Annotated in this window: 14 protein-coding genes; 13 read left to right on the top strand and 1 reads right to left on the bottom strand. The window is 39.7% G+C overall.

The window, feature by feature from the left end; translation table 11 throughout:
- Positions 1–14: 14 nt before the first annotated feature.
- From FAZ15_RS05205 to FAZ15_RS05145, 13 genes are all read left to right on the top strand, one after another.
- The gene (locus FAZ15_RS05205; protein WP_162304879.1) at positions 15–692 is read left to right on the top strand and encodes a GDSL-type esterase/lipase family protein; all 678 of its coding nucleotides are present in this window, start codon (positions 15–17) and stop codon (positions 690–692) included.
- Positions 693–694: 2 nt separating this feature from the next.
- Positions 695–1,357 carry a GDSL-type esterase/lipase family protein gene (locus FAZ15_RS05200; RefSeq protein WP_238387157.1) on the top strand — a complete coding sequence of 221 codons (663 nt, stop codon included), beginning with the start codon at positions 695–697 and terminating at the stop codon, positions 1,355–1,357.
- Positions 1,358–2,293 carry a DUF4434 domain-containing protein gene (locus tag FAZ15_RS05195; RefSeq protein ID WP_136900264.1) on the top strand — a complete coding sequence of 312 codons (936 nt, stop codon included), beginning with the start codon at positions 1,358–1,360 and terminating at the stop codon, positions 2,291–2,293.
- Positions 2,294–2,305: 12 nt separating this feature from the next.
- Positions 2,306–3,484: an AGE family epimerase/isomerase gene (locus FAZ15_RS05190; protein WP_136900263.1), complete on the top strand. Its 1,179-nt coding sequence runs from the start codon at positions 2,306–2,308 to the stop codon at positions 3,482–3,484.
- Between the two features lies 1 nt (position 3,485).
- Positions 3,486–5,411 carry a glucosamine-6-phosphate deaminase gene (gene nagB, locus FAZ15_RS05185; RefSeq protein WP_136900262.1) on the top strand — a complete coding sequence of 642 codons (1,926 nt, stop codon included), beginning with the start codon at positions 3,486–3,488 and terminating at the stop codon, positions 5,409–5,411.
- A gap of 233 nt (positions 5,412–5,644) precedes the next feature.
- Positions 5,645–6,985, top strand: coding sequence for a dicarboxylate/amino acid:cation symporter (locus tag FAZ15_RS05180; protein ID WP_136900261.1), 1,341 nt, complete (start codon positions 5,645–5,647; stop codon positions 6,983–6,985).
- 19 nt (positions 6,986–7,004) lie between these two features.
- Positions 7,005–7,259, top strand: a complete 255-nt coding sequence (locus FAZ15_RS05175) for an outer-membrane lipoprotein carrier protein LolA (protein ID WP_136900260.1) — start codon at positions 7,005–7,007, stop codon at positions 7,257–7,259.
- Positions 7,260–7,387: 128 nt separating this feature from the next.
- Complete coding sequence (locus FAZ15_RS05170; RefSeq protein WP_136900259.1) at positions 7,388–7,759, top strand: hotdog family protein; 372 nt, start codon at positions 7,388–7,390, stop codon at positions 7,757–7,759.
- 1 nt (position 7,760) lies between these two features.
- Positions 7,761–8,249 carry a hypothetical protein gene (locus FAZ15_RS05165; protein WP_136900258.1) on the top strand — a complete coding sequence of 163 codons (489 nt, stop codon included), beginning with the start codon at positions 7,761–7,763 and terminating at the stop codon, positions 8,247–8,249.
- A gap of 11 nt (positions 8,250–8,260) precedes the next feature.
- Positions 8,261–9,448 (top strand): DUF2062 domain-containing protein, encoded by a 1,188-nt coding sequence (locus FAZ15_RS05160; protein WP_136900257.1) that lies wholly within the window; start codon positions 8,261–8,263, stop codon positions 9,446–9,448.
- Positions 9,448–13,113 carry a 1-acyl-sn-glycerol-3-phosphate acyltransferase gene (locus FAZ15_RS05155; protein ID WP_136900256.1) on the top strand — a complete coding sequence of 1,222 codons (3,666 nt, stop codon included), beginning with the start codon at positions 9,448–9,450 and terminating at the stop codon, positions 13,111–13,113. The genes FAZ15_RS05160 and FAZ15_RS05155 overlap by 1 nt, the downstream gene beginning before the upstream one ends.
- On the top strand, positions 13,110–14,630 hold the full coding sequence (locus tag FAZ15_RS05150) for a phytoene desaturase family protein (protein ID WP_136900255.1): 1,521 nt from the start codon (positions 13,110–13,112) through the stop codon (positions 14,628–14,630). The genes FAZ15_RS05155 and FAZ15_RS05150 overlap by 4 nt, the downstream gene beginning before the upstream one ends.
- 126 nt (positions 14,631–14,756) lie before the next feature.
- On the top strand, positions 14,757–16,052 hold the full coding sequence (locus FAZ15_RS05145; RefSeq protein WP_136900254.1) for a phenylacetate--CoA ligase family protein: 1,296 nt from the start codon (positions 14,757–14,759) through the stop codon (positions 16,050–16,052).
- A 15-nt stretch (positions 16,053–16,067) separates the two neighbouring features.
- Here FAZ15_RS05145 and FAZ15_RS05140 read toward each other — a convergent pair whose 3' ends face one another.
- Positions 16,068–18,944 (bottom strand): DEAD/DEAH box helicase, encoded by a 2,877-nt coding sequence (locus tag FAZ15_RS05140; RefSeq protein WP_136900253.1) that lies wholly within the window; start codon positions 18,942–18,944, stop codon positions 16,068–16,070.
- Between the last annotated feature and the right edge of the window lie 4 nt (positions 18,945–18,948).

The following is an 18,948-nucleotide window of genomic DNA, read 5'->3' as shown; positions in this document are numbered from 1 at the left end:
TTAATGAGATAAAGATGAAGTATTTAATTGGTGTTGCTTTATGGTTTTCGATACTTGGTGTTTCGGCACAAAGTCTGGTTGCTATTGATAGCAACTATGTGTTTTCGGGTTATATGGAGAGGTTAGGGCAGTACCGACAAATGCCTGTGCTGCCCCGTGCGATTGTTTTTTTAGGGAATAGCTTGACCGATGCGGGCAAGTGGAACGATATCATACCTGGTCAACCAGTGTTGAATAGAGGGATCAGTGGCGATATTTCTTATGGTGTATTTGCGAGATTGGATGAGGTTGTTCGTCATCAGCCTAAGAAGGTGTTTTTGATGATAGGCATCAATGATCTGAAGCGAGGTGTGCCGACAGAAAATATTGTCCAAAACTATATACGTATCGTGCGTATAATTCAACAAGAGTCGCCTAAAACTATCATTTATCTCAATAGTATCTTACCGGTCAATCCGAGTAAATTAATAGAGTCGTTCAAAGCGGTGAAAAATAGCGACATCGAGATTTTGAATGATGGGTTGAAATCGATTGCCCAAAATCAGAAAAGCATTCATTTTGTGGATCTGCATCAGATTTTTGCGGATGACAATGGGGATTTAAAAGCAGATGTTACACCGGATGGTATTCATCTGGAAGTATTTGCTTACGTGGAGTTGGTTAATTATTTGAAAAAAGTAAAAGCACTGTAATCATGAAGAAGATCGCAATGATTGTGTTAGGAATGTTGGGGATTGTACAGCTATATGCTCAAGACAGTACCTATAACAATTGGTACTACGAAGGTCGGGAGAAATTATATCAGGAACTTGAGGGGACGAGATACGACGTTGTTTTTTTTGGTAATAGTATTACAGAAAGAGGACCTTGGCAAGAGTTGATCGGACGTAAATATACAGTCGGGAATAGGGGGATAGGAGGTGATAATACATTTGGTATGAAAGCCCGTATTGCTGATGTTGTGAAGTCAAAACCGAAGAAAATATTTTTGATGATGGGGATCAATGATGTGGGAGGTGGACTGCCTGTCGAATGGAGTCTGAGAAATTATGAAGAGATCATCCGAATCATCCTCAGCGTAAGTCCTAAGACAAAAATATACGTCCAAAGCATTTTACCTCTCAATGAATCGGTTTTGAAATATGACTACTTGTTTGGAAAAGAACAGCTGATCAGAAATTTAAACAAGGGTATAGAAGAGCTGTCCCACAAGTATAATCTGACCTATGTCAATGTTAAGGAAGAGCTGGCGGATGACGATGTATTGGAGAAGGAATATACGATGGATGGCATACATGTCAATACGGAGGCTTATATCCGCTGGGTGAATTATTTGAAAGAAAAAAAATATTTATAGATGAAGATAACAGGAACTTTTTTGGATGAGATCAGCCATGATATACCTCACCAAAACTGGGGCGTAGAAGAATGGGATCGTGATTTTGGATATATGAAGGCTGTAGGAATTGATACGGTCATCTTGATTCGGAGTGGATATCGTAGGTTCATTACCTATTCATCCTCTTGGCTGATCGATAGCATGGAATGTTATGAACCACCTGCAGATTTAGTAGAGATGTTCTTGCAGTTGGCGGATAAACATGGTATCAAGTTTTTCTTTGGTCTATACGACAGTGGAAAATATTGGGATACAGGTGATATGCAACATGAGATCGATGCCAATCGATTTGTGATAGATGAGGTTTGGGAGAAGTATGGACATTACGAAAGCTTTGGTGGGTGGTACCTGAGTATGGAGATCAGTCGCCAAACGAAAGGTGCGGCCGGTGCTTTCCGTATTCTGGGTGAACAATGTAAAGCCGTCAGCGGCAACCTGCCTACTTTTATATCCCCATGGATAGATGGTAAGAAAGCCGTCATGGCGGCATCCTCGACACTGACAAAGACAGATGCTGTATCTATCAAAGAGCATGAGAACGAATGGAACGAAATTTTTCATGAAATACATCATGCTGTCGATGCGGTAGCATTTCAAGATGGTCATATTGACTATCATGAGTTAGGAGACTTCTTTGCGGTGAATAAGATGTTGGCGGATAAATATAAGATGCAGTGCTGGACGAATGCAGAGTCATTTGACCGTGATATGCCCATCAAGTTTTTGCCAATCAAATTTGAGAAGCTGCGATTAAAGCTAGAGGCTGCACGGAAGGCCGGATACGACAAAGCAATCACGTTTGAGTTTTCACATTTTATGAGCCCACAGTCAGCTTACACACAAGCAGGGCATTTGTACAACAGGTATAGGGAATATTTAGAAACATTGAAATAGTATTGAAGAAAAATGAAGGAATTTGTAGATAGATATAAAGCAGAGCTACTGGAAAACGTAATGCCATTTTGGGTGAAAAACTCAAATGATAACGCACATGGTGGTTTTTTTACATGCTTAGAGCGGGATGGTCGTGTTTTCGATACGGACAAATTTATGTGGTTGCAAGGGAGGCAGGTGTGGACAATGTCTATGCTATATAACCAGGTAGAGCAAAATGAGACGTGGAAGGATATGGCCATACAGGGAGCTTCTTTTATACTGAAGAATGGGCGGGACGAAAATGGCGATTGGTACTTTGCATTAGACCAAGCGGGCAAGCCCCTGGTGCAGCCTCATAGTATTTTTTCGGATTGTTTTGCCAGTATGGGCTTAGGATCATTGTACAAAATTACGGGAGAAGATCAATATGCGCAGGTTGCACATGATACGTTCAAACGCATATTGGAGCGGCAGACTAATCCTAAAGGAAAATATAACAAGGCATACCCTGATACGCGATCGCTAAAGGGATTTTCTTTGCCGATGATCCTGAGCAATCTGTCCTTGGAGCTTGAACATATTGTCGGTACGGACACGGTAGAAAATTTGATCGACCAAGTTATTCACGAAGTGATGGAAGTTTTTTATCAGGCAGATACAGGTTTGATTATGGAAAGCGTGCATTTAGATGGGTCTTTTTCGGATACATTCGAAGGGAGATTAGTCAACCCGGGGCATATCATTGAAGCCATGTGGTTTATGATGGATTTGGCAGATCGTAGGGGTGACCGGACGCTGATGAATAAGTGTGTGGAAATTGCATTACGTGCACTAGAGTATGGCTGGGATGATAAATATGAAGGTATTCTTTATTTCAAGGATATCTTGAATAGACCTCCGCAGCAGTTGGAATGGGACCAAAAACTTTGGTGGGTCCATGTCGAGGCTTTGGTATGTATGGCCAAAGGTTATGCTTATACCGGAAATGAGAAGTGTAAAGTATGGTTTGAAAAATTAGATCGTTATACATTCAAGCATTTTGCGGATTCTGCCTATGGGGAATGGTTTGGGTATTTAAATAGACAAGGAGAACCGTTATTAACACTGAAAGGAGGCAAATGGAAAGGATGCTTTCATGTGCCTAGAGCTCTTTATACTATCTACACGGTATTGGAAAAAGTCGATGACAAAAAATTATTGGTAAAGTAAAATGGCACGTTTAAATTTATTGGAAGAGACAAGGTTTGAGAAGCTACCGGTCTCAGTATATGCTGACCAGGATGCAGGCTCGATAGAAATCGCTGCTCGGATAGCGGCATTGATTGTTGCAAAACAAGAGAAGCGAGAAGTAGCTGTGCTGGGTTTGGCAACTGGAGCTTCGCCTGTTAAGGTTTACACAGAGTTGGTTCGCTTACATAAAGAGGAAGGACTTAGTTTTAAGAATGTAGTGACATTCAACCTGGACGAATATTTTCCGATGTCTCCTACATCGGACCAGAGCTACGTCCGTTTTATGAAGCGTCATCTGTTTGATCATGTTGATATAGCGGAAGAAAACATACATATACCTGACGGGACAATACCCGTAGAGGAGGTTCATACATTCTGTGAGTCGTACGAGCACAAGATATCCAGCTATGGTGGGATAGATATCCAGCTGGTGGGTATCGGTCGTACAGGGCACATTGGATTTAATGAACCAGGATCCGCTCCTAATTCAGGAACACGCTTGGTGACCCTGGATGATCTGACCCGCAGAGATGCCTCCCGCGATTTCGGTGGCAAGGAGAATGTACCTGTCAAAGCGATCACCATGGGTGTAGGCACTATTTTTAAGGCAAAGAAAATCTTGCTTATGGCCTGGAATGAAAAGAAAGCTGCCATAGTCAAACAGGCTGTTGAAGGAGAAATATCGGCTGACATACCCGCGACCTACCTGCAGCTCGCGGCTCAAGTAGAGGTTATTCTGGATAAAGATGCGGCCTCACTACTGACTAGATTTGATACACCGTGGCTGGCCCATGATGTGGTGTGGACGTCAGGGATGACCAAAAAGGCGGTGGTCTGGCTTTCGATGAAGCTCAATAAAGCGATACTGAAACTTACAGACGAAGACTACAATAATAATGGGATGGCGCAGCTGGTCACTGCGCATGGCCCTGCATATACAATCAATATCCAGATATTTAACGAACTGCAACGTACGATTACCGGTTGGCCAGGTGGAAAACCTTGTGTGGACGATAGTCACCGTCCAGAGCGAGCGGAGCCGGCCCGTAAGAATGTTATCTTGTTCTCCCCTCACCCCGATGATGACGTTATATCTATGGGCGGTACGTTTATCCGTTTGGCAGATCAAGGACATAACGTGCACGTGGCTTATCAGACCTCGGGTAATATGGCTGTCTGGAATGATGATGTAATTCGTTATCTGGAATTCGTACAAGATTTTGCAAAAGCCATAGATGACGATAACGGTGCTACAAGGAACATCTATGAGCATGTGAGAGCATTCTTTGCGACCAAGCGTCCAAACCAGACCGATCCGGAAATCATTCGTCGGATTAAAGCGCTCATTCGTAAAGGGGAGGCGATTGCTGGAGCGAGGTTTGTCGGGTTAGCAGATGAAAATATCCATTTTCAGGATTTGCCATTTTACGACAAAAGTAAATTCCATAAAGAGGTCTCTTTTGAAGACGATATTCGGCAAACAATGAAATTACTGCGTGATATACAGCCGCAACAGGTTTTTGCAGCAGGCGATTTTGCTGATCCACATGGTACACATAAAGTGTGTTTTGACATTATTCTCGAAGCAATGTTAAGATTAAGGAAGACAGAAGAATGGACAAAGGATTGTTGGTTATGGCTTTACCGAGGTGCATGGCATGAATATCCAGTTAACGAGATCGAAATGGCAGTACCTCTTTCGCCTCAGGAGACGAAGCGAAAAAGATTAGCCATCTTTAAGCATCAGTCACAGAAAGACTTGCCTGTATTCCCTGGAGATGATCCACGTGAATTTTGGGTAAGAGCGGAAGATCGCACGCGCGAAACTGCCGGGTTGTATCATAAATTGGGGTTAGCAGATTATGAAGCTATAGAAGCTTTCTCACGTTGGAAATTTGAGTTATAATTTTTTTGTAAGAAAATAAAGAGTTTCAAACGATTTATTTACCCTTGCTGAGGATGCTGCAGGCTATAGCTTTCTGTGGTATATTTATGATGGGAATTAGTTTTCGGACTTGCCCGTAGATCGTAGATTTTATATTTCTAAGAAGCACTATCTTTTTTTTTGCTTAGCTGAACTTATTTTGACACCGATTTCAATAACCGACATTGTAAAACTGTATTAGTAAAATATACGTTATGATAATAGATAAAGACTCTACCGCCACTATTGCTTATCCACGAAAGCTTAGGTTTTACCAGTTACTATATTTCCAAGTTTTATTTGCTATTGTTTGTGGAATATTGCTTGGTCATTTTTATCCACACGCTGGGGAGCTCATGAAACCAATGGGCGACGGATTCATCCAGTTGATAAAGATGATCATTGCTCCGGTGATATTTATTACCGTATCAACAGGCATAGCCTCTATGCGAGATATGAAAAAAATAGGACGTGTGACTGGTAAAGCCTTTTGCTATTTTTTTAGCTTTTCAACAATAGCTCTTGTCGTAGGGTTGGCCGCTAGCAACCTGGTGACACCTGGTAAAGGGTTGCATATTGACCCTGCGTCATTAGATATCAGTAGCGTTTCGGAATATCTTACAGGAGCAAAGGAATCTAGTATTTTGAACTTTATTCTCAATATTATTCCACAAACTTTAATCAGTCCATTGAGCGGTACTAATATCCTTCAAGTATTGTTTACTGCAATATTGTTTGGCATAGGGATATCGTTAACACACGAAAAAAGCAAGCCCGTTTTGGATTTTTTACTTGCGTTAGCGCATCCAATATTTAAAATAGTAGCTATACTTATGAAGCTTGCTCCTGTAGGTGCTTTTGGTGCGATGGCTTTTACCATTGGTAAATATGGAGTAAGTTCAATGACCCATCTAGTCTTATTGGTTGGAACTTTCTATGTTACTTCAGCGTTTTTTATTGTTGTTATATTGGGAGCAGTAGGATATTATAATGGTTTTTCAATTTTCAAGTTGCTTCGATATCTTAAAGATGAGCTTTTGCTAGTACTTGCGACGAGTTCTAGTGAATCGGCACTACCCAGCTTGATAGATAAATTAGAAAAGGCGGGATGCGCCAAGCCAGTGGTCGGCCTTGTGGTGCCGACAGGCTATTCTTTCAACCTAGATGGCACCAATATCTATATGACGCTGGCTGCATTGTTTATTGCGCAGGCTTGCGATATTAATCTTGCTCTGGAACAGCAGGTTTTACTCCTGTTGGTGGCCATGCTGAGCTCCAAGGGAGCGGCCGGTGTATCTGGTGCAGGTTTCATTACACTGGCTGCGACATTGGTTGTGGTGCCGGAAATTCCCATAGCTGGTATGACGCTCATTCTCGGTATAGACAAATTCATGTCCGAATGTAGGGCTTTGACGAATCTTGTGGGAAATGCGGTTGCTACCATAGTTGTTTCCAAATGGGAAAACCAATTGGATGTCGAACAATTGGCTGCTAAGCTGGATGAGAGAGTCGTTCCAGTTGGATATGAACTGGGTGAAATAATTCGAAAAAATTAGTCAGGCTATCCAATCCAATATGAACGGGGGAATCTATCAAGGTAACGAGTTTTCATCTTCTTATTTCCAAACCAATAAGCAGTATATTCTTAAGTTAGATCCTATAGCAAAGGACGTGAAAAAAGCGATGAAACAGCTCGTCCTTTATTTTGATAAGTCTAGCTACCAGGTTTCTGAAGTAAAGGTATTGGATAACTCCAATGGATTTACCCGATTTGTCTTTAGTAATCATAAGTTGAATGAAGCTATTGCTGATGCTGTTTTTGAACTGTAAAATCTGAATTATAAGCCTAATTAATGGGATGTAATTGAATCTCAAAAGCAGATTACAATTGGTGTTTTTTTTATTTGGTATAGTGAATGCAAAGCATTTTATCTAAGTTTGAAAGCTAAAGAGGATATATGCTTTTACAAGACTTTTATACGTTGCGGGCGTTGGAGCAGATCGATGATCAAAAATATATCGCGTGCATTACGCTGAATAAAAACCATGATATTTTTAAAGGACACTTTCCAAATCATCCTGTTACTCCGGGGGTATGCATGATTCAGATTATTAAAGAGCTAACCGAAAGTATAGTGGAAAAGCCGCTCTTTATGCACAAAGCTTCGAATGTTAAATTCATGGCGCTGATTAATCCAGAAATTAACCCTGATCTAAAATTAGAACTTGACATTTCGGGATCCGGAGAGTCAGAATATAAAGTAAAAAATGTCAGCTACTTTGACAACACCGTCGCGTTGAAGTTGATAAGTACGTATAGATTGAAGTAATATGAAAATTTTAGTAGCTTTAGTTCTTTCCTGTTTCTGGATTTCTCCAATTGACCTGAGCACTATTCGTGCCGATTTTGAGAAAGCGGAAAATTCGAAAGCAAATACCGAACACATCTATAATCTATTGAAAGGTTATGATAAAGGTGACCCTGTTATCCAAGCCTATAAAGGAGCTGTATATAGTTTACAGGCACGGTATGCTACGGAGAAAAACGATAAGAAAGAATTATTTGTGGCTGGTGTGAAAGATATAGAAGCGGCTGTAGAGAATGCTCCGAATAATGTGGAGATTAGATTAGTACGTCTGATTATTCAAGAGAATACGCCTAAGATGCTCAAATATAAGATGGATATCGAGACTGATAAGAAAATGATCTTGGCGAATTTTTCTGCTCAAAATACTGCTGTAAAAGGTCTTATAAAACGATATGCGACAAAACGTTCTGCAGTTTTCACCGCTTCAGAAATTGACAAGTTATCGAAATAAAAGCGCTAAAGATGCATGAGCCTATCCATATACAAATGAGCCGATTAGGTATAGTGGTCATTGTACCGACGTATAATAACCATAAAACCCTACAACGTGTTTTGGATGGGGTGTTAGCATATACCGATCAGATCATTGTTGTGAATGATGGTTCTACAGACGATACCTTACAAATCCTAAAGACTTATTCGCAACTGCATCACATCACTTTTTCGGAGAATAAAGGTAAGGGGATGGCTTTGCGCTCGGGGCTAAAAAAAGCAAAAGAATTAGGTTTCAATTACGCCATAACCATCGATTCTGACGGACAGCATTATGCCAGCGATTTACCCATTTTCGTGGAGGAAATAAGTGAAGCTGCACAACCGGTGCTGTTGATAGGCAGTCGGAATATGTCGCATGAATCGGTTCCCAAAAAAAGTAGTTTTGGGAACAAATTTTCTAACTTTTGGTTTTGGTTCGAGACTGGAATTAAGTTGAGCGACACCCAGTCCGGATATCGCGCCTATCCGTTAGCTGTAATTCCGGACCATTTCTACACGCGAAAATTTGAATTTGAGATAGAAATAATCGTAAGATCAGCCTGGAATGGTGCTCCTGTAAAAAACGTGCCTATTCGGGTGTTGTATGATCCGGAGGAACGGGTATCCCACTTTAGACCATTCAAGGATTTTACGCGAATCAGTGTGTTGAATACGGTATTGGTGTTCTTAACCTTTTTCTATATTATTCCACGCAATTTTATCCGTTCTTTCAAAAAAAAAAATCTAACTGATTTTGTGAAAGAAAATATTTTCGGAAGTGACGATTCCCCTGAAAAAATGGCTGCTTCCATTGGCCTAGGAATATTCATGGGTATAGCACCTGTTTGGGGTTTTCAGACAGTTATAGTGATTACTTTGTCTGTTTTTTTGCGCTTGAATAAAATTTTGGCTTTTACCTTTTCAAATATTAGTCTTCCCCCTTTTATCCCCATAATTATATACGGCTCCTTAGCGGTCGGAAGTTTGCTGATACCTTCGGTAAAACAGCAAAGTTTATTCCATCCCGATGAGATTAGTTTTGCAATTATTCAATCCCATTTAGTTCAATATTTAGTAGGGAGTCTTATCTTAGCTACAGCAATGGCATTACTGACCGGTTTTGGTAGCTATGTGCTGATCAAATTAAGAAATAATAAGGCTGTATCTGCTGATTAATGCACAACGTATTTTACCATATCTATTGTTGGGTGCAACGAAATCGTTTTTTTTCGTGTGGTGTTACCGCATTATTTCTTTTCATCTCCGGATATTTAGCATCCCAGATTCGCTTTGAAGAGGATATCACACAGATTATTCCTAAAAGTGAGAAATCGAACCTAACGACCAGAGCAATCCAACAAATCAATTTTTCAGATAAAATCACTGTTCTTTTGGAGAAGGGAGATGAAGGTAGCGTCGACGATGTCGTTTCCCTAGCCCAGGAAATTGCAGATACGCTATCACAGGATACGTTGTATATTTCTGAAATCATAGGACAAATAAGCAATGAAGATCTCAGGGAAACATATGATTTCGTTTTCCAAAATCTGCCGGTTTTTTTAACATCAACGGATTATGACAGCATCGCGAAAAAAATTGCTCCCGCAGCAATAAAGGCAAAAGCAATTGCCAATTATCAAACATTGATCTCACCTACGGGATTTGTGGCTGCCGATTTCATTCAAAAGGATCCGTTAGGATTGGCCGTTCTGGGATTGTCGAAATTGCAGGAGATAAATGTAGGAGAGCATTTTATATTGTACAATGGATTTGTTACTTCTAGGGATTCCAGTGCTGTGCTTCTGTTTCTAACTCCTAAATATACCGGTGTTGAAACGGAACATAATAAAGCTTTTACGGATGAATTATATACGACACAGCAGAGATTGAATGTTAAATATCAAAATAAGGCTAACGTTTCTTATTTCGGTTCGACCTTAGTGGCTGTTGCGAATGCTGATCAGATAAAATCAGACATTGCGAAGACGGTGCTGATTTCAATGAGTATTTTGATGATTCTTCTGGTCATTTTTTACCGTAGGATCTATATTCCGTTACTCGTGTTTATCCCCACGATTTTCGCAGGTTTGTTTGCTTTAGCATGTATATATGTATATAAGCCAGTGATATCCGCCATTTCGATAAGCATAGGAGCAGTTTTAATCGGTATAACGATAGATTATGCACTGCATGTGCTGACACATTATAAGAAGAATACGGACGTTAAAGCCTTATATAAGGAATTGACGAAACCCCTTATCATGAGTGGGGCGACGACTTCTGTAGCCTTTTTATGTTTGTTGTTTGTACATTCTGATGCACTGATAGATCTCGGTATTTTCGCAGCTATCACTGTCTTCTCTTCCGCGATATTCACGTTATTGATCATCCCCCATCTTTATAGCGCAAAGAAGGAATTAATACACAACAGTTTTATAGATAAAATTGCAGCGTTCCCGTTTGAACGCAGTAAGGCCCTGATCGGAGTCTGTCTGCTATTGATTTTTGTTAGTTTTTTTACGAGTCGTAATATCACTTTTAATGATGATTTGTCGGCATTGAATTATATCCCGACAGATTTGAAAGAGGTGGAGCAAAAGCTTGACAAGTTAACGAATTCATCTGCTAAGTCTTTGTATGCAGTGGCTACCGGAAATACGTTAGATACAGCATTAGACCGTAATGCAGAAGTTGCCAACCTATTATTGGCTGCGAAAGAACGTGGAGAAGTCATTAGTTTCTCCAATAGCAATACGCTGCTGCGGTCTGCACGGGATCAGCGTCAACAGATCGCGGAGTGGAACTCTTTTTGGCAGTATCACAATAAAAAAGCGCTGGAAAGACAGCTGCAACGAGAAGGAGCAGCTTACGGTTTTAACGCTGATGCGCATCAGGAATTTTATAACCTTTTGGCAAAGGATTTTACACCGTTGACCTATAGCGATTTTCAGGATGTACCGAATATCGGGTTAAAAGACTTTGTAGCAAACAAAGGACAATTTTTTACGGTATCGAGTTTGGTAAAATTGGAGGAAGTGCACCGAAAGGAAGTTATCAGGTCCTTGGAATTGTTGGAAGGTGTGGTCGTGGTCGATAGGAAGCAATTAAACGAAACATATTTAGGAAAACTTAGAGACGATTTTAATTCGCTTGTCGGTTACTCATTTGTGGCAGTTTTGCTGATACTTTGGTTCTTTTTTAAACGAATAGAATTGGTTTTACTGGCTTCTATCCCGATCGGACTGACGGGGTTAGTTACTGCTGGCTTAATGGGGATCTTCGGGCTTGAATTCAATATTTTCAGTGCCATTGTTTGTACGTTAATATTTGGACATGGTGTTGATTTTAGTATTTTCATGACAACGGCACTTCAAAAACAATACTCCACAGGAAAGGACGAATTACAAATCTACCGCACATCAATCTTATTGGCTGTTTTGACAACTGTTTTGGCGATCGGTGCACTTATATTTGCCAAACATCCGGCATTGATTTCTATTTCTTCTGTGTCGCTAATCGGCGTGTTTGCTGCGGTTATCATCACCTTTGTTTTCTATCCGATATTATTCCGATTTTTTATTTCTGATCGCGCAAAAAAAGGAAAATCTCCTTTTACGTTAACCATCTTATTATTTTCTATTTTGCTTTTTGCCTACTATGGTTTGGGATGTTTGATCATGTCGGGTGTAGGGAGATTTATTTTTCCACTTCTTCCGATAGGTAAAGAGCGGCAGAAAAGCTTGTTCCGCAGCATGACAGGGACGTTCATGAAGTCGGTGTTGTATTTCCATCCATTAACACGCAAGAAGACCCTTAACTTGTATCGGGAAAATTTTAAAAAACCAGCTGTTATTATTGCTAATCATAGCTCTTTTTTAGATACACTTACAATGGGCATGCTGATCCCGAAGATGATAGTGTTGGTAAACGACTGGGTCTGGAGATCCCCGATTTTTGGAAATGCTGTTCAAGCTTTGGGATTTTATCCGATAAGCAAGGGAGTAGAAGAAAGTTTGGATTTTATTCGGCAAAAAGTTGAAGACGGTTTTTCGGTTGTTGTTTTTCCAGAAGGAACGCGCTCTTATGATAATAGGATCAGACGTTTTCACAAAGGCGCGTTTTATTTGGCGGAACAACTTAAAATGGATATCCTTCCTGTTTATATACACGGAAATGGAGATGTATTGCCAAAGGGTGATTTCATGATATTTGGCGGAAAATTGACCTACGTTATCGGCAAACGGATAGCAATTGACGATTTTACTTTTGGGGTCTCCTATCCAGATCGAACGAAAATCATATCAGCCTATTTTCGGCAGGAATACACAATATTGAGGAGAGAATTGGAAGATGAGAATTATTTTATATCCAAAATAAATATCGCCTACCTCTATAAGGATCAGGAGATAATGCAGTCTGTGCGGTTAAGTTTGGAAACGAATAAGATGCTTTTTTATGATCTGAATGCACATATATCTGGACAATATAATGTCGTAGTGCATATTTCTGATACCTATGGCGAATTGGATTACTTACTGTCCTTACAGGATGGGGCTAGAAAATTGGTGGGCGTCATAGCTGATCAAGAAAAACGAGAAGTGGCCAACAGTATTTATTGGAAGCAGCACCGATGCATTCGATTCGAAGGGAAAATCGAATTGGGCGATATTTTGTTGATATCATGTCTGTTGCGGGTTAATGAAATAGCAGCGATTGATTTTGCTGGTTTTTCAAACATAATAAATGTAAACACGTTGAATGATTTTGATTTCTTGATCCAACAAGGCTTCGAAAAAAACTGTGTTGGAAACAAAATTGAACTTTACAAGAAAGTAATATGAACCTTAAAGAGTTTGATATCATAATAGTGGGTAGCGGATTGGGGGGGCTGGTGTCTGCTGTCGTGATGGCCAAGCACGGTTATCGCGTTTGCGTTCTCGAAAAAAATAATCAGTTTGGAGGCAATTTGCAAACTTTCTCGCGGAATAAGAAGATATTTGACACGGGAGTACACTACTTAGGCGGATTGGATGAAGGACAAAACTTGTTTCAATATTTCGCCTATCTTGGCATAATGTCATCGTTGAAACTGGAGCGTATGCCAACAGTTTTTGATGAGATTCTATTTAGCGACGATGAAAATAGATATCCCATTGCGCAGGGATATGACAGGTTTGTAAATGAACTGCTGACTTATTTTCCAGATGAAGAGGTCGCTTTGCGAAAGTATGTAACGGATTTACAGGATACATGTAAGGCGTTCCCGTTATACAATCTCGAAGATAAACAGGACTATTCGAAACAGGTGTTAGATTTAAGCGTAAAGAAGTATTTTGACGATCTCACGGCTAATAAAAAACTGAAAGCGGTGTTGGTGGGGACTAGTTTTTTGTATGCGGGAGAGGAATCGAAAACACCTTTCTATGTGCATGCGCTTTCTGTTAATTCATATATACTAAGTGCTTTTCGCTGTGTAGATGGTGGAAGTCAGATTAGTAAGTTGTTGATTCGGGAACTCAAGAAACTTGGGGGTAAAGCTTACAAACGCCAAAAAGTTATAAAATATCATTTAAGGGAGGGAAAAATTTCTGAAGTAGAAACGACGGAGGGTAATCGGTATGCAGCTGATTTATTTATTTCAAATACAGATCCGAAATTAACATTGCGTCAAATAGGACGGAATCATTTCCGTAACGTTTATTTTGAACGTATTACAGCGTTGCCTGTTACAGTGTCTTCTTTTAGTGTGCATCTGGTACTTATGGAAAAAAAAGTTCGGTATAGCGCATCTAATCTTTTTTATCATCTGAATTCGGACTCGGTGTGGTCAGCGTCTGGATATTCAACAACCACTTGGCCAGCAATGTATATGCTTTCTATGACGGAAGACAAGCAAAATGTAGGTTTTGCGGATACGGTGACCGTTCTCACCTATATGCGGTTTGATGAAGTAAGGGAGTGGAATGATACGTTGAATACCGTTACAGATATCGGGGTTCGGGGAGCGTCATATGAAAGATTCAAACTACAAAAAATAGATCAAATGGTGACCGAGGTAGAAAAGGAAATTCCTCATCTTCGTGAAGTTATTAAAGCAAGCTATGCCTCTACACCGTTATCTTATCGTGATTATATCGGTAATTTTGAAGGAAGTTTATACGGACCTTTAAAGGATTACAATGATCCGCTGAGAACAATGATTTCTCCGAAATCAAAAATTCCGAATCTTTATTTTACAGGGCAAGGGATAAATATGCATGGAATTTTGGGAGTTACTATAGGTGCGGTAGCTACTTGTGCCGAAATTTTAGGACATGCTTATCTAATTCGTCATATCCGGGAATCGTTATTTTCTTGATATCTGGATTTAATAATTGGCTTTGATTTGTTTGTAGTTTATTATCTTCGGGTAATTTTAGCATTGTGTGTATAGCATGCCTGATGTTGATATACGTGTCCCAATATAGAAATAGAAGCATTTAAGATGGATGAGAATACGATAGCCTACCGTTCGATGGAGGAAATTAAATACTTTCAAGAGCAGTTACTAAAACTTCAGTTGCGGTATCTGGATGATCATTCTCCATTCTATAAGCAGTTGTTTTCTACCCACAGAATTGACGTGAAATCCATTGAAACGATAGAAGATCTGAAAAGATTACCCCTCACCTCCAAGAATGATTTACAATTGTACAATGATGATTTTTTTTGTGTTCCTCAACATAAAATTGTCGATTACTGTACGACCTCCGGTACCTTGGGATCACCGGTGACTTTTGGTCTAACGGATGCGGATCTAGAGCGATTGGCGAAAAATGAAATGCAATCTTTTCAAATTGCAGGTGTTCGAAAAGGCGATGTGGTGCAGCTGATGACTACGATAGATCGTAGATTTATGGCTGGATTAGCTTATTTTTTGGGTCTCCGAAAATTAGGCGTTGGGATTATTCGCGTTGGATCAGGTATTCCGCAGATGCAATGGGATTCTATTCTGAAATACAACCCGCATTATTTAGTTTCTGTTCCTTCTTTTGTTTTAAAACTGATAGAATTTGCGGAGCAGCATGATATTGACTATAAAAAATCAAGTGTAAAGGGTGTGATTTGTATAGGTGAAGCGCTTCGTGATAAAGAGTTGAACAACACCGTGCTAACGCAGCGGATCTTGGAAAAATGGGATATAAAATTGTATTCCACTTATGCTTCTACGGAGATGGGCGCCGCTTTTACGGAATGTGAATATTTTCAGGGAGGCCATGCTCAGCCAGAGCTGATTATTACAGAAATATTGGATGATGAAGACAAGCCTGTTGCTGATGGCGAGAGCGGAGAGTTAGTTGTCACAACATTGGGTGTGCAGGGACTACCTCTGTTGCGATTCAAAACTGGTGATATTGTACGTAAGTATACAGAACCATGCGCATGTGGACGTAATACGTATCGAATAGGGGCGGTGGAAGGTCGAAAACAACATATGGTGAAGTATAAGGGAACAACATTATATCCACCGGCAATGCATGATCTCTTAGCTGGTTTTCCCCAGATTTTGCTTCATCAAATTGAAATTTCAAATAATGAAATTGGGACCGACGAGATCATTATTCGTGTATCCTCTTCCGATATATCAGAAGAATTTTTGAATGAAGTGAAGGATCATTTTCGCGCTAAGTTGCGTGTTGCGCCAAAGATCGAGTTTGTCGCTTTTGAGGAATTGCAGCGATCGGTTTTCAATCCGTTAAGCCGCAAGCCAATTACTTTTGTCGATAACAGAGAAGCATAAAATATATGTTTTCTGTTATCTTAATAATTCCTTCAAATCATCGGGAGATAACGATTTGACAAAACTTTCTTCTGTTGTGATCAACGCCGTAGCGATTGACTTTTTGCGGTTTTGTAAAGCCACTATCTTTTCTTCGACGGTATCTTTACTGATGAATTTGTAGATAAAAACATTCTGTGTTTGTCCGATGCGATGTGTTCGGTCAATAGCCTGCTGTTCCACAGCGGGATTCCACCACGGATCGAGGATAAAGACATAATCGGCTTCTGTTAAGTTTAATCCTACACCTCCGGCTTTGATTGATATCAGAAATACTTTTGTGTCTTTGTTTGCCTTGAAGTTTTGCACAGCATCCGCCCGATCTTTTGTTGCGCCGTCCAAATAGGCATATTTGATTTTTTGCTTGTCAAAATGTGCTTTGAAAAGCTGGAGGTGTTTTACAAATTGAGAGAAAATTAACACTTTATTCTGTTCCGAAGAAATAGACTCTAGCATTTCTAAAACTGCTTGGAATTTACCTGAATTTTCGTCAAAATTTTCATCAACCATTTTTGGATGATTAGCCAGTTGCCGCAGCCTCGTTAATCCCTGTAATAGCGTGATCTGTGACGTTTTTCCATTTTGTTGTACGATTCCATCTAATAGTGCATTGCGGTACTCTGACTTCGTGGTTTCGTACATATCGCTCTGTTTCTCTGTCATTTCACAATAAATGATCTGCTCCGTTTTAGGTGGCAGTTCCGTGGCGACTTGGTTCTTCGTGCGGCGGAGAACAAAAGGTTTTATAATGGCTTGAAGCCTTTGCGCTTTTTCCTCATCTTTTTTCTTCTCAATGGGTACAACAAATTCCTTTTGAAAGAATGCATAGCTTCCCAAAAGACCTGGATTAGTAAAGTGCATTTGCGACCAGATATCGGAAACTGAATTTTCAACAGGTGTTCCGCTCAGTGCTAATTTGTTTTTGCTTTTGAGTGTTTTTATCGACTTGAACGATTTTGAAGTTGGATTTTTAATATTTTGACTTTCATCTAAAATAATGTAATTGAAAAAAAACTTTCCTAAAATCGCCTCGTCGGACCGTACTATGCCGTAAGTGGTAATCACGAGATCAAAATGTGAAAATGCATAAGGATCTTTGAATCGATTGGATCCGGTATGTAATAAAATACGCAATTTAGGAGCGAATCTATCCGCTTCCTTTTGCCAGTTGTATACCAGGGAAGTGGGGAGAATCAATAAAGAGGTCTTGGCATGGTCAGTGCTTTTGAAATCTTCTTTCTGCTTCTGTAAAAATGCTAATGTTTGTACGGTTTTTCCAAGTCCCATGTCGTCGGCTAGTACACCTCCGAACTTGAATTCCTGCAGAAAATGAAACCAGTTATAACCGGCTTGTTGGTAAGGTCTTAGCTGTCCGTTGAAATGAAGAGGGGGATCAATAGCTATGATTTTTTCAAAATTAGAAAGATGTTGTAGTTTGCGGCTCATAGTAAGTGCCGTATGTTCGCTAATTTCATGTAGCAGGCCAATATGCGCTTTATTAAATTGCAGCATATCTTTCTTTACGGAAAAATGGAAGAGGTGTTCATATTGTGCAAACCATTCTTCAGGAAGAATGGCAATCTCTCCGTTTGGTAATTCAAATTCTTGAATGCGATTTAGGATATGATCTCTAAGCTGAATAAAAGGTATTTTATAGGGGCCAAAATTGGCAAAAGCGCGTACATCAAACCAATCGTTATCTTCGCCAACTTCTATATCTAAGGAGGTTTTTCCGATAAAAAAGCTTTTTTCACCCGTTTCTTGTTGAATTATAAAACCTTTTTCAAGAAGATCATTCTGGTTTTCATTTAGCCAACTAAAAATAGATTTTCCGTGATCGGTGATGTAGCTTCCAAATAAGGCATCTAATTTTTTTAAACCGAGTACATGGAGGATTTCTCGTTGTTTTTCTTCCCAACTAACTGATCTTTTGATACGGATGAAGGTATACAGGTCTTCTTTCGATTCGTATAGCATACGGACTGAAACTTTATGTTCTCCCCCGGCCGAAAAGGAATAATCTCCATAGGTAAAAGAAAGTTTGAGATGGGACTCCCCTTCTTCCACATAATTTAACGTTAAAACCGGGATAGCATCTTCTTTAATGGTTTTAATGTCAAATCCTTCTGCATATACATTATGTTTTTCAATTAATCCAGTTACAAAAGTCTCGAAATATTTTCGTTCTGTAGTACGGCCCACAGCAATATATCTTTTATTTAAAAAGGGGCTGAGCTTTTTACCTTCCAAAGGTTGGTCAAAATGATATAACGTGTTTTCCAATAACAGCCAGGCTTGTTGATTGATAATTACTTCCGCATTTTTGAACATAAACTCCATACGGTGTCCATTATATTTTAGTGTAGGAAAGTAACGGGTTTCTTCTTCATTACGTCTAAAATGAAAGAGAATGGAAGTGGGTTGATCCGCAATTTTAAGTATTTGATCCGCGGGGTATCCATCTTTTTTACTCATCAGAAATAAAGGCTTGTTGCCAATAAGTTCCAATGCCTTTAACATTTTTTGGTCTAGTTTAGGACGAATATAACCATACAGCTTTTGGTCAAAAACTTTAGAAAAGTAGTCCATTGGACGGATTGCTTTCTTATGAAATCGCTTGATGACATGTGTTTGCTCAATTTCATCCAAAAGCTTGATTATTTTATAATCGTCTTCGTCTAAAGCCGATTTAAATTCATCTACCGTATTGGTAAAAACCCGCTTGTATGATAAGGAGTCTGAGCCATTGGAGTTCAGCTGAACGATATGAGGCTCAATTAAATAGCCTAAATAAGGATGTTCTCCTAATGAATATATTAAACGGTACGGTACGGAATTATCTATCTTTTGCATCAAA

It is taken from the genome of Sphingobacterium olei, from assembly GCF_005048855.1.
GTDB lineage: Bacteria > Bacteroidota > Bacteroidia > Sphingobacteriales > Sphingobacteriaceae > Sphingobacterium > Sphingobacterium olei.
The sequence above is the reverse complement of the archived record's forward strand: the minus strand, read 5'-3'. Positions and strand labels throughout refer to the sequence as shown.

What these genes read in the sequence shown, in the direction of transcription:
- FAZ15_RS05205 (WP_162304879.1), top strand. Translation starts at nt 15, where the DNA reads ATGAAGTATTTAATTGGTGTTGCTTTATGGTTTTCGATACTTGGTGTT.
- FAZ15_RS05200 (WP_238387157.1), top strand. Translation starts at nt 695, where the DNA reads ATGAAGAAGATCGCAATGATTGTGTTAGGAATGTTGGGGATTGTACAG.
- FAZ15_RS05195 (WP_136900264.1), top strand. Translation starts at nt 1,358, where the DNA reads ATGAAGATAACAGGAACTTTTTTGGATGAGATCAGCCATGATATACCT.
- FAZ15_RS05190 (WP_136900263.1), top strand. Translation starts at nt 2,306, where the DNA reads ATGAAGGAATTTGTAGATAGATATAAAGCAGAGCTACTGGAAAACGTA.
- nagB (WP_136900262.1), top strand. Translation starts at nt 3,486, where the DNA reads ATGGCACGTTTAAATTTATTGGAAGAGACAAGGTTTGAGAAGCTACCG.
- FAZ15_RS05180 (WP_136900261.1), top strand. Translation starts at nt 5,645, where the DNA reads ATGATAATAGATAAAGACTCTACCGCCACTATTGCTTATCCACGAAAG.
- FAZ15_RS05175 (WP_136900260.1), top strand. Translation starts at nt 7,005, where the DNA reads ATGAACGGGGGAATCTATCAAGGTAACGAGTTTTCATCTTCTTATTTC.
- FAZ15_RS05170 (WP_136900259.1), top strand. Translation starts at nt 7,388, where the DNA reads ATGCTTTTACAAGACTTTTATACGTTGCGGGCGTTGGAGCAGATCGAT.
- FAZ15_RS05165 (WP_136900258.1), top strand. Translation starts at nt 7,761, where the DNA reads ATGAAAATTTTAGTAGCTTTAGTTCTTTCCTGTTTCTGGATTTCTCCA.
- FAZ15_RS05160 (WP_136900257.1), top strand. Translation starts at nt 8,261, where the DNA reads ATGCATGAGCCTATCCATATACAAATGAGCCGATTAGGTATAGTGGTC.
- FAZ15_RS05155 (WP_136900256.1), top strand. Translation starts at nt 9,448, where the DNA reads ATGCACAACGTATTTTACCATATCTATTGTTGGGTGCAACGAAATCGT.
- FAZ15_RS05150 (WP_136900255.1), top strand. Translation starts at nt 13,110, where the DNA reads ATGAACCTTAAAGAGTTTGATATCATAATAGTGGGTAGCGGATTGGGG.
- FAZ15_RS05145 (WP_136900254.1), top strand. Translation starts at nt 14,757, where the DNA reads ATGGATGAGAATACGATAGCCTACCGTTCGATGGAGGAAATTAAATAC.
- FAZ15_RS05140 (WP_136900253.1), bottom strand. Translation starts at nt 18,944, where the DNA reads ATGCAAAAGATAGATAATTCCGTACCGTACCGTTTAATATATTCATTA.